The 13,051-nt window shown below is 67.8% G+C and carries 15 protein-coding genes and 1 pseudogene; 11 read left to right on the top strand and 5 right to left on the bottom strand.

Annotated features, from left to right (window positions below; all coding sequences use genetic code 11):
• Positions 1–4: 4 nt before the first annotated feature.
• A complete protein-coding gene (locus Q0S71_RS15640; protein ID WP_295997529.1) occupies positions 5–253 on the bottom strand; it encodes a hypothetical protein in 249 nt (82 codons plus the stop codon).
• Between the two features lie 137 nt (positions 254–390).
• Here Q0S71_RS15640 and Q0S71_RS15645 point away from each other — a divergent pair, with 137 nt between their 5' ends.
• Positions 391–840 (top strand): Rrf2 family transcriptional regulator, encoded by a 450-nt coding sequence (locus Q0S71_RS15645; protein WP_295997531.1) that lies wholly within the window; start codon positions 391–393, stop codon positions 838–840.
• A 27-nt stretch (positions 841–867) separates the two neighbouring features.
• On the opposite strand, the gene Q0S71_RS15650 is transcribed toward Q0S71_RS15645, so the two are convergent.
• Positions 868–1,398 carry an SRPBCC family protein gene (locus tag Q0S71_RS15650; RefSeq protein WP_295997534.1) on the bottom strand — a complete coding sequence of 177 codons (531 nt, stop codon included), beginning with the start codon at positions 1,396–1,398 and terminating at the stop codon, positions 868–870.
• Positions 1,399–1,570: 172 nt separating this feature from the next.
• On the opposite strand from Q0S71_RS15650, the gene dctP reads away from it, so the two are divergent.
• The 10 genes from dctP to Q0S71_RS15700 all read left to right on the top strand — a co-directional run bounded on the left by dctP (position 1,571) and on the right by Q0S71_RS15700 (position 10,890).
• The gene (gene dctP, locus Q0S71_RS15655; protein WP_295997536.1) at positions 1,571–2,602 is read left to right on the top strand and encodes a TRAP transporter substrate-binding protein DctP; all 1,032 of its coding nucleotides are present in this window, start codon (positions 1,571–1,573) and stop codon (positions 2,600–2,602) included.
• On the top strand, positions 2,599–3,156 hold the full coding sequence (locus Q0S71_RS15660) for a TRAP transporter small permease (RefSeq protein WP_295997538.1): 558 nt from the start codon (positions 2,599–2,601) through the stop codon (positions 3,154–3,156). The genes dctP and Q0S71_RS15660 overlap by 4 nt, the downstream gene beginning before the upstream one ends.
• On the top strand, positions 3,153–4,502 hold the full coding sequence (locus tag Q0S71_RS15665; protein WP_295997541.1) for a TRAP transporter large permease: 1,350 nt from the start codon (positions 3,153–3,155) through the stop codon (positions 4,500–4,502). The genes Q0S71_RS15660 and Q0S71_RS15665 overlap by 4 nt, the downstream gene beginning before the upstream one ends.
• Positions 4,502–6,166, top strand: a complete 1,665-nt coding sequence (gene mdcA, locus Q0S71_RS15670; protein ID WP_295997544.1) for a malonate decarboxylase subunit alpha — start codon at positions 4,502–4,504, stop codon at positions 6,164–6,166. Before Q0S71_RS15665 ends, mdcA begins: the two co-directional genes overlap by 1 nt.
• A 39-nt stretch (positions 6,167–6,205) precedes the next feature.
• Positions 6,206–6,520 (top strand): malonate decarboxylase acyl carrier protein, encoded by a 315-nt coding sequence (gene mdcC, locus Q0S71_RS15675; RefSeq protein WP_295997547.1) that lies wholly within the window; start codon positions 6,206–6,208, stop codon positions 6,518–6,520.
• Positions 6,517–7,413 carry a biotin-independent malonate decarboxylase subunit beta gene (locus tag Q0S71_RS15680; protein WP_295997550.1) on the top strand — a complete coding sequence of 299 codons (897 nt, stop codon included), beginning with the start codon at positions 6,517–6,519 and terminating at the stop codon, positions 7,411–7,413. The genes mdcC and Q0S71_RS15680 overlap by 4 nt, the downstream gene beginning before the upstream one ends.
• A complete protein-coding gene (locus Q0S71_RS15685; RefSeq protein WP_295997553.1) occupies positions 7,413–8,171 on the top strand; it encodes a biotin-independent malonate decarboxylase subunit gamma in 759 nt (252 codons plus the stop codon). Before Q0S71_RS15680 ends, Q0S71_RS15685 begins: the two co-directional genes overlap by 1 nt.
• Positions 8,155–8,811: a malonate decarboxylase holo-[acyl-carrier-protein] synthase gene (mdcG, locus tag Q0S71_RS15690; RefSeq protein ID WP_295997556.1), complete on the top strand. Its 657-nt coding sequence runs from the start codon at positions 8,155–8,157 to the stop codon at positions 8,809–8,811. Before Q0S71_RS15685 ends, mdcG begins: the two co-directional genes overlap by 17 nt.
• 50 nt (positions 8,812–8,861) lie before the next feature.
• A complete protein-coding gene (locus Q0S71_RS15695; RefSeq protein ID WP_295997571.1) occupies positions 8,862–9,920 on the top strand; it encodes a triphosphoribosyl-dephospho-CoA synthase in 1,059 nt (352 codons plus the stop codon).
• A gap of 64 nt (positions 9,921–9,984) precedes the next feature.
• Positions 9,985–10,890 (top strand): acyltransferase domain-containing protein, encoded by a 906-nt coding sequence (locus Q0S71_RS15700; protein ID WP_295997559.1) that lies wholly within the window; start codon positions 9,985–9,987, stop codon positions 10,888–10,890.
• A gap of 29 nt (positions 10,891–10,919) precedes the next feature.
• On the opposite strand, the gene trxC is transcribed toward Q0S71_RS15700, so the two are convergent.
• The 3 genes and pseudogenes from trxC to Q0S71_RS15715 all read right to left on the bottom strand — a co-directional run.
• Entirely contained in the window at positions 10,920–11,375 is a 456-nt protein-coding gene (gene trxC / locus Q0S71_RS15705) for a thioredoxin TrxC (protein WP_295997562.1), read from the bottom strand.
• A gap of 322 nt (positions 11,376–11,697) precedes the next feature.
• Complete coding sequence (locus Q0S71_RS15710; protein ID WP_295997565.1) at positions 11,698–12,324, bottom strand: phasin family protein; 627 nt, start codon at positions 12,322–12,324, stop codon at positions 11,698–11,700.
• A 221-nt stretch (positions 12,325–12,545) separates the two neighbouring features.
• Positions 12,546–13,051: pseudogene (locus Q0S71_RS15715) on the bottom strand (MFS transporter); the annotation flags it as partial.

The following is a 13,051-nucleotide window of genomic DNA, read 5'->3' on the forward strand; positions in this document are numbered from 1 at the left end:
GGCATCACGGCCACGGCGCCGGCGTCACGTCGACATACTGCTCGCCGCCTTCGGCCGGTTCGGCGCCCGTCGGCCGGCCGCCGCCGCGCTTCTGGCCCAGCGCCAGTATCTCCTTGCGCGCCTCGACGAAGTCGGACGATGAAATGGGATGGTCGGCGTCGTGCCAGTGTTCGATGGCCCACTGCTGGACTTCCTCGAAACGGCGCCAGACTTCGGCGATAAACTGCTGGTGCGCTGCGCTGTGGTCCATCATGGTCCTCTCCGATAAGTCGTCGGCAACCATGATACGCCATGCCACGCCAGCGCGTCGCGAGCCTGATCCGGCGCGAACCAAGTAAAATAAGGCATGGCCGGCGCCTGTTTGCCGGCAGCCCTCACTGGATCCGATTGATGCGACTGACTTCCTTCACCGACTATACGCTGCGCACCCTGCTCTACCTGGGCGTGAACCGGGATCGCCTGGTGACGATACAAGATATCGCCGACCTGCATACGATCTCCAAAAACCATCTGATGAAAGTGGTGTACCAGCTTGGCCTGTCCGGCATCATCGAGACGGTGCGCGGCCGCAATGGCGGCATGCGCCTCAAGCGCGAGCCGGGCGACATCAACATCGGCGCGCTGGTGCGCGAAACCGAGACCGATTTTTTCATGGCCGAGTGCTTCGACCGCGCCAACGACACCTGCCCGCTGACGCCCCATTGCGGGCTCAAAGGCGCGCTGGCCGCGGCCACCCAGGCCTATCTGGCGGTGCTCGACCAGCTCACGCTGGCCGATATCCTGCCGACCACCGGCACCGTGCCGGCCGAAGCCATCATCCATTTCCATCCGCGCAGCTGACGGCGCCGCGCCACGGGTGACGGCGGCTCAAGCGGCGGCGCCGCCCTCCAGCGCCGCCTTGAGCCGGCGCAGCGCCTCGGCCGATTCGGCCGTAATCAGGCGCCGCAGCCTGAAACTGTCCGCCAGCACAAACAGCAGGTTCGGTCGCGCGTAGTCGAAGTCGCGCTCGAACAGCGTGCCGCCCGCCACCGCCGTCAAACGGTAGTTGACGCGGCCGGAACCGCCATCGTCGATTTTTCCTGAAATAGTCCACAGCGCCGGCGCCTGGCGCTGGGTCACGGTCCACGTCACCCGGCCCCGGTAGCCGGCCACCAGAAAATCTTCGCCCACCTGTTCGCCCACGCGCAGCGGATGATCCGTCGCGCCACTGACGGCCAGCGACGACGGATGCCAGCGCGGCCAGTTGGCCGGCGTGGTGACGTAGGCATACACCTCGGCCGGCGCGCGCGCGATGGTCACGCTGTTGTGGATGCGCGTCGGCGGCAGCGGTACGGGCGCCAGCAGCAGCACGGCCACGCCGACCAGCAGGGCGAGACCGAAGACGGGGACTTTTTTCATCGCGGTCCTTGTGCGGAGAAGTTCGTGACGGCCATCATACCCCTGCGATGAAATCGCGGCGGCCGATTGTGGCTGGCCGCGCGCATGGCTTCGTAAAACAACTCGTTCTTGTAGTAGTCGCCGGCCGGCTATTGTAGTATCTATAACGGCAAAACCGACCACTGGAGGAGACATGACTTCTATCAAACGGCGCATCGTTTTGGGCGCGCTCGCCAGCAGCCCTTTATGGATACAGCTCGGGATGCGGTCCGCATGGGCGCAGCAGGCCACGACGCTGAAAATCTCGCACCAGTTCCCCGGCGGGACGCTGACCGAGGGCGATTTCCGCGACCGCCTGACGCGCATGTTTTCGGCCGAGGTGGAAAAGCGCAGCAAGGGCGCGCTGAAATTCGAAATCTATCCCGGCTCCTCGCTGATGAAGACCAACGCCCAGTTCTCGGCGATGCGCAAGGGCGCGCTCGACCTGTCGCTGGTGCCGCTATCGTACGCGGGCGGCGAGGTGCCGGAGGTGAACATCGGCCTGATGCCGGGCTTGGTGCCCTCGTATGACATCGGCTACGCGTGGCGCAACGCGGAAGTGGGCAAGGAGCTCAATCGCATCCTGCTCGACAAGGGCATCGTCATGGTCAGCTGGATCTGGCAGGCCGGCGGCATGGCGTCGCGCGGCAAGCCTATCGTCGAGCCGGAAGACGCCAGGGGCATGAAGATACGCGGCGGCTCGCGCGAGATGGACCTGATCCTGAAGGCGGCCGGCGCCGCCGTCGTCACGCTGCCGTCGAACGAAATCTACGCCGCCATGCAGACCGGCGCGATGGATGCGGCGCTGACCTCGTCCACGTCGCTGATCTCGTTCCGGCTCGAAGAAGTGTCGAAGGCGCTGACCACGGGGCGCGGCAACGCCTACTGGTTCATGCTGGAGCCTTTGATGATGTCGAAGGCGGTGTTCGAGCGCCTGAGCAAGGAGCAGCAGGCCATCATCATGGCCGTCGGCGCCGAGATGGAAGTGTTCGCGCGCAAATCGGCGCAGACCGACGACTCGCTGGTGGCCGCCGTCTATCAGCGCACCGGCGCCAAGGTGGCCGACCTGAGCGCGGCCACCGTCAAGCGCTGGCAGGCGATCGCGCGCACCACCTCATGGAAGGATTACGGCGAACATAACGACAACTGCGCCAGGCTGCTCAAGCTGGCCGAGAAGCTGCTGTGAGCCACGGCGTCGACACCGGACCACACGGCGCGGCGGCGCCGGTGCCGGACAACGCGGCGCTGGCCGTCGTCACGGCGCTGCTCGCGCGGCTCAACCGCGCACTGGTCAGGCTGGCCATGCTGGCGCTGATCCTGACGGCGCTGGTGCTGACGTATTCGGTGGTGTCGCGCTATTTTTTCGCGGCGCCGACCGACTGGCAGGACGAGGCGTCGGTCTTCATGCTGGTCGGCGTGACCTTTTTCTGCACCGCCCACGTGCAGTCGCTGCGCGGCCACATCGGCATCGAAGCGCTGGCGGGGCTGCTGCCGCGCCGCGTGAACGCGGCGCGCCTGTTTGTCGTCGACCTGGTGTCCTGCCTGTTCTGCGCTTTCTTCGCGTGGAAATCGTGGACGCTGTTTTATGAAGCGTGGTCCGAAGGCCAGACCACCTCCTCCACGTTCGCGCCGCCGCTGTGGATACCGTATTCGATGATGGCGGCCGGGATCACGCTGCTGGCGATCCAGCTGCTGCTGCAAACGCTGGTCCGCGCCACCAACAAAAAAGGCGCGCCATGAACGAGCTGACACTGGGCGCCCTGTACGGCGCGGCGACGCTGGTCGCGATGTTTTCCGGGATGCCGATCGCGTTCGCGCTGGGCGTGGTCGCGACGACCTTCATGTACTTCTTCATGCCCGCCTCCTCGCTCGACACGATCACCCAGAACGTCTACGAGGAGATGGCGTCGATCACGCTGCTGTCCATCCCCCTGTTTATTTTGAAGGGCGCGGCCATCGGCAAATCGCCGGCCGGCAAAGACCTGTACTCGGCGATCCACACCTGGCTGCACAAGGTGCCGGGCGGCCTGGGCATCGCCAACGTGTTCGCCTGCGCGCTGTTCGCGGCGATGGCCGGCTCCTCGCCGGCGACGTGTTCGGCCATCGGCTCGGCCGGCATACCGGAAATGCGGCGGCGCGGCTACTCGCCCGGTTTCGCGGCCGGCATCATCGCGGCCGGCGGCACGCTGGGCATTTTGCTGCCGCCGTCGATCACGATGATCTTGTACGCGGTGGCGGCCGAGCAGTCGCTGGGCCGCTTGTTCCTGGCCGGGATAGGGCCCGGCGTTTTGCTGGTGGCGCTGTTCGCCGGCTACGCGGTGTACCGCGCGCGCAAGGAGTACGGCGCGGCGCTGGCGCTCTATCAGGGCGGCGGCGCGAAGTCGGCCTATCTGGAGGACGAGCATTTCACGCTGCGCCAGAAGGTGGAAATGCTGCCGCGCGTGCTGCCCTTCATCATCCTGCTGATCGGCGTGATGATCGCGCTCTACGGCGGCCTGGCCACGCCGTCGGAAACGGCGGGCCTGGGGGCCTTGCTGGCGCTGGTGCTGATCGCCGTCGTCTACGGCGTCTGGCGCCCGAAAGACCTGTCGCCCATCCTGGCCGCGACGATCAAGGAGTCGACCATGCTGCTGCTGATCATCGGCATGTCGCTGCTGTATTCCTACGTGATGAGCTATCTGCATATCAGCCAGGCCGCCGCCAACTGGGTGGTCGGCATGCACTTGTCGAAGTGGCTGCTGCTGGCGGTGATCCTGCTGATGGTGATCGGCTTCGGCTTTTTCCTGCCGCCGGTGTCCATCATTTTGATGACCGCGCCTATCATCCTGCCGCCGCTGAAGGCCGCCGGATTCGACTTGATCTGGTTCGGCATCGTCATGACGGTGGTGATGGAAATGGGGCTGATCCACCCGCCGGTGGGCCTGAACCTGTTCGTCATCAAGAACATCGCGCCCGACATCCCCTTGAAGGACGTCATATGGGGCGTGGCGCCGTTCGTGCTGCTGATGTTTTTCGCCGTGCTGCTGCTGTGTGCCTTCCCCGCCATCTCGACGCTGCTGCCGAACCTGATCATGGGAGTCAAATAATGAACGCACCGCGCGTGTGGAACACGCTGCAAGTGAACCGCGCCGCGCGGCTGGAGCGCGCCCGCGCGGTCCTGGGCGCGCAGATGCAGGGCAAGGCGCTGCCGGCGGCACGCATCGCCGACCTGCTGCACGCGGTGCTCGAATGCGGCGATCGGGTTTGCCTGGAAGGGAACAACCAGAAGCAGGCCGACTTTCTGGCCCAGGCGCTGGCGCGGCTGGACCCGGCGCGCATCAACGGCCTGCACCTGCTGCAATCGGTGCTGGCCCTGCCCGAGCATCTGGACGTGTTCGAGCGCGGCGTCGCCTCCAAGCTCGATTTTTCCTTTTCCGGTCCGCAGGCCGGCCGCGTGGCCAGGCTGGTCGCCGCCGGCAAGCTCGATATCGGCGCCATCCACACCTACCTCGAACTGTTCAGCCGCTACTTCGTCGACCTGCCGCCGCGGGTGGCGCTGATCGCGGCCGAAGCGGCCGACCGCCACGGCAATCTGTACACCGGCCCGAACACCGAGGACACGCCGGCCATCGTCGAGGCCACCGCCTTCAAGAACGGCATCGTCATCGTGCAAGTGAACCGCATCGTGGACACGCTGCCGCGCGTGGACGTGCCGGGCGACTGGGTCGATTTCGTCGTCGCCTCGCCGCAGCCCTACTACATCGAGCCGCTGTTCACGCGCGATCCGGCGCAGATCTCCGAGATCCAGGTGCTGATGGCGATGATGGCAATCAAGGGCATCTACGCCGAATACCGGGTCGAGCGCCTCAACCACGGCATCGGCTTCGACACCGCCGCCATCGAGCTGCTGCTGCCGACCTACGCCGAGTCGCTGGGCCTGAAGGGCAAGATCGCCCGCCACTGGGCCCTCAATCCGCATCCGGCGCTGATACCGGCGATCGAATCGGGCTTCGTCGAATCGGTGTATTCTTTCGGATCGGAGCTGGGCATGGAAGCCTATATCCGCGCGCGGCCCGACGTGTTCGCGGTCGGCCCCGACGGCTCCATGCGCAGCAACCGCGCGCTGTGCCAGGCCGCCGGCCACTACGCCTGCGACATGTTCATCGGCTCGACCCTGCAGATCGATTTGCAGGGCAACTCGTCGACGGCGACGCTGGGCCGCATCGCCGGTTTCGGCGGCGCGCCCAATATGGGCGCCGACGCGCGCGGCCGGCGCCACGCCAGCCCGGCATGGCTGAAGGCGGGCGAGGAGGCGCGGCGCGGCCGCGACGTGATACCGCGCGGGCAAAAGCTGGTGGTGCAGATCGTCGAAACCTTCCGCGAGCATATGCAGCCGGCCTTCGTTGAAAAACTCGACGCCTGGGAACTGGCCGGGCAGGCGAAGATGGCGATCCCGCCGGTGATGATCTACGGCGACGACGTGACCCATATCCTGACCGAGGAAGGCATCGCCAACCTGCTGCTGTGCCGCAGCGACGCGGAGCGCGAGCAGGCCATACGCGGCGTGGCCGGCTACACGTCGGTGGGGCTGGCGCGCGACAAGCGCATGGTCGAGGAGCTGCGCGGGCGCGGCATCATCCGCCGCGCCGAGGACATGGGCATAGACCAGCGCATGGCCACGCGCGACCTGCTGGCGGCGAAGAACATGAAGGACCTGGTGCGCGCATCGGGCGGCTTATACGATCCGCCCAAGCGCTTCCGCAACTGGTAAGCGGTAAAAAAACTCAGTCGGCAAATACAGAGGATGACGATGGAAACCCTGAACTACCGCTATGACAACGGCACGCGCACGCTGTCGATGGCGCCGCAACTGGTCGGCGTGGTCGGCTCCGGCAATCTGGAAGTGCTGATCGAATCGGCGCCGCTGGACGGCGCCTGCACCATCGAAGTCAAGACCGCCGCCGCCGGCTTCGGCGCGATCTGGGCGGCCGTGATGCACGACTTCCACCAGCGCTGGATGCTGGCCGACGCGCGCATCTCGATCAACGACATGGGCGCCACGCCGGCCGTGGTCAGCCTGCGGCTCGACCAGGCGGTGCAGACCATGCTGGGAGGGGCGCGATGAGCAGCTATCTGGAACTGACCGCGCGCGAGCGCCTGCAAGGCTTGTTCGACGCTGGCAGCTTCGAGGAATTCCTGGCGCCGGCCGAGCGCGTGGTCAGCCCGCATCTGGCGCAGCTGAACGCGCCGGTGTCGTTCGACGACGGCGTCGTCGTCGGCCGCGCCAGATTGAACGAGGGCTGGGTCTACACGGCCGCGCAGGAGGGCGGCTTCATGGGCGGCGCCGTCGGCGAGGTGCATGGCGCCAAACTGGTCGGCCTGTTCCAGCGCGCGATGCTCGACAACGCGCCGGCCGTGCTGCTGCTGCTGGACACGGGCGGTGTGCGCCTGCACGAAGCCAACGCCGGCTTGATCGCCGTGTCCGAAGTGATGCGCGCGCTGCTCGACGCGCGCGCCGCCGGCATCGCCGTCATCGTGCTGATCGGCGGCGCGAACGGCGCCTTCGGCGGCATGGGCATCGTGGCGCGCTGCGCCAACGTGGTCGTGATGTCGGAAGAAGGACGGCTGGCGATGTCCGGCCCGGAAGTGATAGAGACCGCCCACGGCGTCGAGGAATACGACGCGCGCGACCGCGCCCTCGTGTGGCGCACCTGCGGCGGCAAGCACCGCTACCTGCTGGGCGACTGCCAGATGATGAGCGCCGACAGCGTGGCCGGCTTCCGCCAGGCCGCGCTGGACGCCATCGCCGGCTGCGCGGGCCGGCCGGTCGAGCTGACGCTGGAGGCGCTGGAAGGCGAACAGCGGCTGCTGGCCGAGCGCCTCGCACGATACGGCGCGCTGGCCGATCCGGCCGACATCTGGAGTACCATGGGCATGCCCGATGCGCAGCGGATCGCCATGCTCGACATCGACGCCTTCGTCGCCGCGGCCGCGGCGCACCGACTGGGAGCGCAATGATGCAATGGCAAACACTGGCTGCGACCCTGTTCCCGCTGGGTCACACGGTCGCCGCGCAGGATGACTTCCTGAGCGGCGAGGCGCAGGTCGAAGGCGGTGGCGCCGGTGGTGGCGGCGCCGGCGAGACCGCGACCGTGGCCGTCATCGGCACCACCGGCCACGCGCCCATCGGCGTCGAAATCGCGCTGGCGCAGGCCACGGCGATTTTGCGCACGGTGCGCGAGCATCCCGGCCGCGCCATCGTGATCCTGGTCGACACCCAGGGCCAGCGCCTGCGCCACCGCGACGAAATGTTGGGCATCAATAGCTATATGGCGCACCTGGGAAAATGCGTGGAGCTGGCGCGGCGGCGCGGCCACAAGATCGTCGCGCTGGTCTACGACCAGGCGCTGTCGGGCGGCTTCATCACCAGCGGCTTGATGGCCGACGCCTGCTACGCGCTGCCCGATGCGACCATCCGCGTGATGGGATTGGCGGCGATGGCGCGCATCACCAAGGTGCCGGAAGAATTGCTGACGGAGCTGGCGCTCAGCAATCCCGTGTTCGCGCCGGGGCCGGAAAATTATCTGCGCATGGGCGGACTGCGGGCGATCTGGGACCCGGCCGGCGCCGACCTCGCGGCGCTGCTCAAGGAGGCCCTGCTCGAACCGAGCGCCGGCGACGACCGCAGCGCGCTCGGACTGACGCGCGGCGGTCGCCTGATGGCGCAGCCGGTGATCGCGGCCATCATGGCGGGCGGCCATGTTATCGCGGCATAATCTGGTCTGGCTGTCGCCGCAGGGCTGGCAGGACGCGGCCGACGGCGCCGCCCCCGAGCATCGGCCCGCGCTGGAAAAGTGGCGCCGCAACGACTGGCCGGCCGTCGTGCGCCGGCGCGACGCCAACGCCCACGCCAACGAAGTCTGTCTCGGCGTTCCGCTGCCGCCCGATCCGGCCAGCGGCCAGAAGCTGCGCATCACGCTGCGCGCGCAGGCGCTGGAAGTGGTCAAGTCGGTGCCGCCGCTGTCCTTGAAAAGCGTGCTGCCGTCGCTGCCGTCGCCGTGGCGCGAGGAACTGACGGCGTTCGACAACCGCGCCGTCGGCCTGGTGATGCGGGTCTACGGCTCGGTGGCCTTGCAGGTGTTGACGGCCCAGCCCTACATGACGCCCACTTCCGACGTCGACATCCTGTTTTATCCGGCCACGTCGCAGCAGCTCAACGCCGGCCTGGCGCTGCTGTCGTTCCACGCCACGCGCTTGCCGCTCGATGGCGAGATCGTGTTCCCGTCCGGGCAGGCGGTGTCGTGGAAGGAGTGGTTGCAGGCACAGGCCGCCGCCGCGCACGTGCTGGTCAAGGAAGCCGACAGCGTGCACCTGGCGCCGCCCAACGCGCTGCTGGCGACATTGAGGCAGCCTTGATACCGCTGACGATCGCGGCGCGGCTTACATCGGCGCCGGCCCCAGGCGCCATGGCCAGCGTCGGCACCCGGCGCCAGCGCGGCCAGGCCGGCGCGATCGCGCGGCTCGCGGTGCGCAGCCTGTATGTGGAACTGTGCCTGTATCCCAAGCCCGGCCTCGTGTCGCTGATCGACAGCGGCAGCCATGGCGACATGGACGCCGCCACCTTCATGCGCAGCCTGTTCGCGCTGCGCCACTACTTCCGCGACATCTGCCTGGCCGGCATGCACGGTGCGCCGTTCGCGCAGCTCAAGCAGCTGGGCATCGCGGCCGAGGCGCGCATGATGGGCGCTTCGCGCGGCGTCAACACGCATCGCGGCGCGATCTTCAGTCTCGGCTTGCTGTGCGCGGCGGCGGGACGCATCCACGCGCGGGCGCTGCCGCTGTCGGCGGCGACGCTGCGCTCGGTCATGCTGCAACACTGGGGAGCGGCGCTGGCCGCGCACTCGAATGGCGCCGTTCCCGCCAACCGCGCCGTCGCCGCGAAGGCGGTCAACGATGGCGATGATGGCGACGGCGACGATGATGATGGCGGCGATGGCGGCAATGACGGCGGTGATGGCGACGCTGGCGACAATGACGACGACGGTGGTGGCGACAATCGCAACGCTGGCGGCAATGGCGATGGCGACCATGGCAACGCGGGCGGCGATGCCGGCCAGGCCGGTCATGGCCAGCGCGCGGCGGCGCTGCATGCGGCCAGCGGCGCGCGCGAAGAAGGCGCGCTGGGATTGCCGTCCGTGTTCGAGGTCGGCCTGCCGGCGCTGCGGGCGACGCTGGCGCGCGGTGGCAGCATCTACCACGCGCGCATCGACGCGCTGTTCGCGCTGATGGGCCACGTCAGCGACACCAATGTGCTCCATCGCGGTGGCGTCGAAGGCGCGCGTCTGGTGCGCGACGAGGCGCGCCGCTTCGTCGTGCTGGGCGGCACCGCGCACGCCGGCTGGCGCGAACGGGCCATGGCCTGCCACCATCGGCTGGTGCGGCACCGGCTCTCGCCGGGCGGCGCGGCCGATCTGCTGGCGGCGACCTGCCTGGTGCACGCGATGGCGGCGCGCGGCCGCGCGTGATGCCGATGCCGATGCCGCCATCACCAACGCCGTCGTCGTCGCCGTCGACATCGACATCGCCGACATGAGAAGCCGCCTGCTCATACTCTGTCCGGGCCAGGGCGCGCAGCACGCGCAGATGTTCGAGCTGGCACGCGGCAGCGCGCGCGCGGCGGCGCTGCTCGACAGCTTCACGCTGCCCTCCGCATCCGATCCGGCGTTGATGTTTTCCAACCGCGCCGCGCAGCAGCTGATCGTGGCGGGCGCGCTGGCGATGTGGGAAGCGCTGCGCGGTGACGCGCCCGCGCCCGCGCTGGTGGCCGGCTACAGCGTCGGCGAACTGGCGGCCTACGGCGTGGCCGGCGCGCTGGGCGGCGCCGAACTGCTGGAACTGGCGGCGTTGCGCGCCGCCGCGATGGACGACTGCCGGCGCGCACATCCGGGCCAGGCGCTGGCCGCGATCTCGGGCCTGAGCTTGCCGCGCGCGGCCGGGCTGATGGCGGACGACCTGTTTTACATCGCCATCGAAACGGCGGACGACAGCTGCATCGCCGGCGGCCCGGCGGCGGGACTGGCGGCGCTGGAGCACAAGGTGGTGGCGGCGGGCGCGCGCTTGACGCGGCTGCCGGTGGAGCTGGCCTCGCACACGCCGTATCTGGCGGCGGCCGTGGCGCCGTTCGCCGCCGCGCTGCACGGCGCCGATTTTCAGCCGTTCACGGCGCCGGTCTTGTCGGGCATCGCCGCGCTGCGGGTCGACGGCAAGGCGCTGGCCGTCGACCAGTTGTCGCGCCAGCTGGCCGAACCGATCTTGTGGCGCGGCTGCATGGACGCCGGCGCCGAAGCCGGCATCACGGTCGCGCTGGAACTGGGGCCGGGAGCGGCGCTGTCGAAGATGCTGCAAGCGCGCCATCCGCAAATCGCCTGCCGCTCCGTGGCCGATTTCCGCAGCCTGGCCGGCGTGCGGCGCTGGCTGGAGCAGCATTGCGGCTAGGCGCCTGGAAGCGTGGCCGCCGCGCCGCCCTACTTCGGTCTATGGGCGTGGGCCCACGCGATGATGCGCTGGCTGTCCATCGCGCCCGGCTGGCGCGCCACTTCGCGGCCGTGCAAAAACAGCGCCAGCGTGGGGATGCTACGGATCGCATAGCGCGCCGACAAATCGCGGGCTTGTTCGGTATCGACCTTGACGACGCGGTACGCCGGTTCCAGTTGCTGCGCGGCCTGCCCATAAAACGGCGCCATCGACACGCAGGGACCGCACCACGGCGCCCAAAAGTCGACCAACACCGGAATATCGCTGCGTTCGATGTGCTTGAGGAAGCGCGCGCTGCTCAGGTCGACCGGCTTGCCGGTGAACAGCGCCAGCTGGCATTTGCCGCAAGTGGGTTGCTGCGCCAGGCGCGCGGCCGGCACACGGTTCACCGCGTCGCAATGCGGACAGACGATATGCAGGGAATCGGAAGGGGTGCTACTACTCATGATGTGCTCGGCCGGCGGCGAAAGATAGCGCAAGAATAGCAGACTCGGCGGAGATCGGCAGAGATCGAATCGCGTGCGCAGGCGCAGGGCCGGCCTTGCGGCGCGGCTTGGTGGCGTGGCGCGTGGGGCTTGGTGGCTTGGTGGCGCAGCGTGGCGTGGCGGCGGAACGAAAAGCGGACGCAAAAATGGCGCCATAAGAATGATCGCCACGCCCGGCACTGCGGCGCGGCGAGAAAAACGGACCCGCGTATAACTGAGGCCGGCCGACGCGCTGGCGCACGCACCGGCCGGCCAGGCGCCAGCGAGGCCGGCGCCGCTACGATCAGCTTTCCTTGCGGCCGGTTTGCTGCTTGCCGGCCTGGCTGGCGGCCGCCTGGCTGGCGGCTGCGGCGCCATGCATACCGCCATGGGCATCGCTACCGTCTTGATTGCCGTTTTGCATGGTCGAGCCGCCACGCACCTCGTTGCCGCGTGAGCGCTGCGCGCCGTCGGCATAGTTCTGGAACGGGTCGGTAAACTTGCGGGCCGCATCCTGCTGCGCGCGCATGGTTTTGTCCGTTTCTTCGCGCGTGGCGCGGGCCACGTCGTCGGCCAGTTCCTTGGCCGTGCGGGCCGTTTCGGCGATATGGTCTTCGGCCACGCGGGCCAGGTCGGTTTGCGTGTCGGCGGCGATACGCGAAATATGCTGCTGATACGCGCGCAGTTTTTCAGCCGTGGGCTGGGCGTGCGCGGCGGCGGCGCTGAACATGTCGGTCGGACGGTGGGCGGTGAGGATTTGCTGGCCAGCGGTGGTGCTTTCTTCCAGCATGGTCTGTGCCAGCTGAATATTCAGGTCGCCGTACTGCTGCGCCGTGTGAAACAGGGATTTCGAAATGTCGTTGAAGAACGACAGCTGGGCTTCCAGGTGATTTTTGACGGCGGGCGTGACGGCTTGCGAAAATGGATACATAAATACCTCTATAAAAGAAAGAAGTGGATTAGGGCGAAGGCGAAGCTAGCGATACGGACACGCGCCTGCAGGGCGAAAGACAAGGCTACGTTAGCAGCGCGAAAGAGACATGATCTGGATCAAAGGTGCTGCCGGAGAGCGCACGCGAGGGGGCTATAAAAAAAGGGATGGGACCGCGGTCCCATCCCCCTGCCAAACTGCGCTGCAAGCGCCGGCCGTGTTCAGCGGAACAGGATGACCGCTTTTTGCAGCGTCAGCAAGACGCCTATCGCCAGCGGAAGGCCGACCGCCGCCCACGCCAGCGCCACCGTCACGGGGCTGGTCGCGCCGTTCGATGTCCCGTTCGATGCACCGTTCGATGCGCCCGCATCGCGCTCGTGGGCCAGTTGCTTTTCGGCCGCCAGTTCCGGCGCGGTCATGAAGTATTTATCGTCGACCGGCCGCACCAGACCATTGCAGACCAGACCCGCCAGCAGCAGGCCGGCCAGCACATACATCGTCACATCGTAAGCCTGCGCCTTCGGCACGCCGTGCGCGATTTGATATTCGCGCAGGTAGATAATCAGCACCGGGCCGAACACGCCGGCCGCCGACCACGCCGTCAGCAGCCGGCCGTGGATGGCGCCCACCATCTGCGTGCCGAACAGATCGGCCAGATAGGCCGGCACGGTGGCGAAGCCGCCGCCGTACATCGACAGGATCACGCAGAAGCAGCCGATGAACAGGC

It is taken from the genome of Rugamonas sp. (assembly GCF_025354735.1).
In the GTDB taxonomy this organism is placed as follows: domain Bacteria; phylum Pseudomonadota; class Gammaproteobacteria; order Burkholderiales; family Burkholderiaceae_D; genus Rugamonas.

Bases quoted from the DNA above. Each gene is read 5' to 3' on its own strand.
- mdcA (WP_295997544.1), top strand. From the start codon at position 4,502: ATGAACGCACCGCGCGTGTGGAACACGCTGCAAGTGAACCGCGCCGCG.
- Q0S71_RS15695 (WP_295997571.1), top strand. From the start codon at position 8,862: ATGGCCAGCGTCGGCACCCGGCGCCAGCGCGGCCAGGCCGGCGCGATC.
- mdcG (WP_295997556.1), top strand. From the start codon at position 8,155: ATGTTATCGCGGCATAATCTGGTCTGGCTGTCGCCGCAGGGCTGGCAG.
- dctP (WP_295997536.1), top strand. From the start codon at position 1,571: ATGACTTCTATCAAACGGCGCATCGTTTTGGGCGCGCTCGCCAGCAGC.
- mdcC (WP_295997547.1), top strand. From the start codon at position 6,206: ATGGAAACCCTGAACTACCGCTATGACAACGGCACGCGCACGCTGTCG.
- Q0S71_RS15680 (WP_295997550.1), top strand. From the start codon at position 6,517: ATGAGCAGCTATCTGGAACTGACCGCGCGCGAGCGCCTGCAAGGCTTG.
- Q0S71_RS15650 (WP_295997534.1), bottom strand. From the start codon at position 1,398: ATGAAAAAAGTCCCCGTCTTCGGTCTCGCCCTGCTGGTCGGCGTGGCC.
- Q0S71_RS15710 (WP_295997565.1), bottom strand. From the start codon at position 12,324: ATGTATCCATTTTCGCAAGCCGTCACGCCCGCCGTCAAAAATCACCTG.
- Q0S71_RS15645 (WP_295997531.1), top strand. From the start codon at position 391: ATGCGACTGACTTCCTTCACCGACTATACGCTGCGCACCCTGCTCTAC.
- Q0S71_RS15640 (WP_295997529.1), bottom strand. From the start codon at position 253: ATGATGGACCACAGCGCAGCGCACCAGCAGTTTATCGCCGAAGTCTGG.
- Q0S71_RS15665 (WP_295997541.1), top strand. From the start codon at position 3,153: ATGAACGAGCTGACACTGGGCGCCCTGTACGGCGCGGCGACGCTGGTC.
- trxC (WP_295997562.1), bottom strand. From the start codon at position 11,375: ATGAGTAGTAGCACCCCTTCCGATTCCCTGCATATCGTCTGTCCGCAT.
- Q0S71_RS15700 (WP_295997559.1), top strand. From the start codon at position 9,985: ATGAGAAGCCGCCTGCTCATACTCTGTCCGGGCCAGGGCGCGCAGCAC.
- Q0S71_RS15685 (WP_295997553.1), top strand. From the start codon at position 7,413: ATGCAATGGCAAACACTGGCTGCGACCCTGTTCCCGCTGGGTCACACG.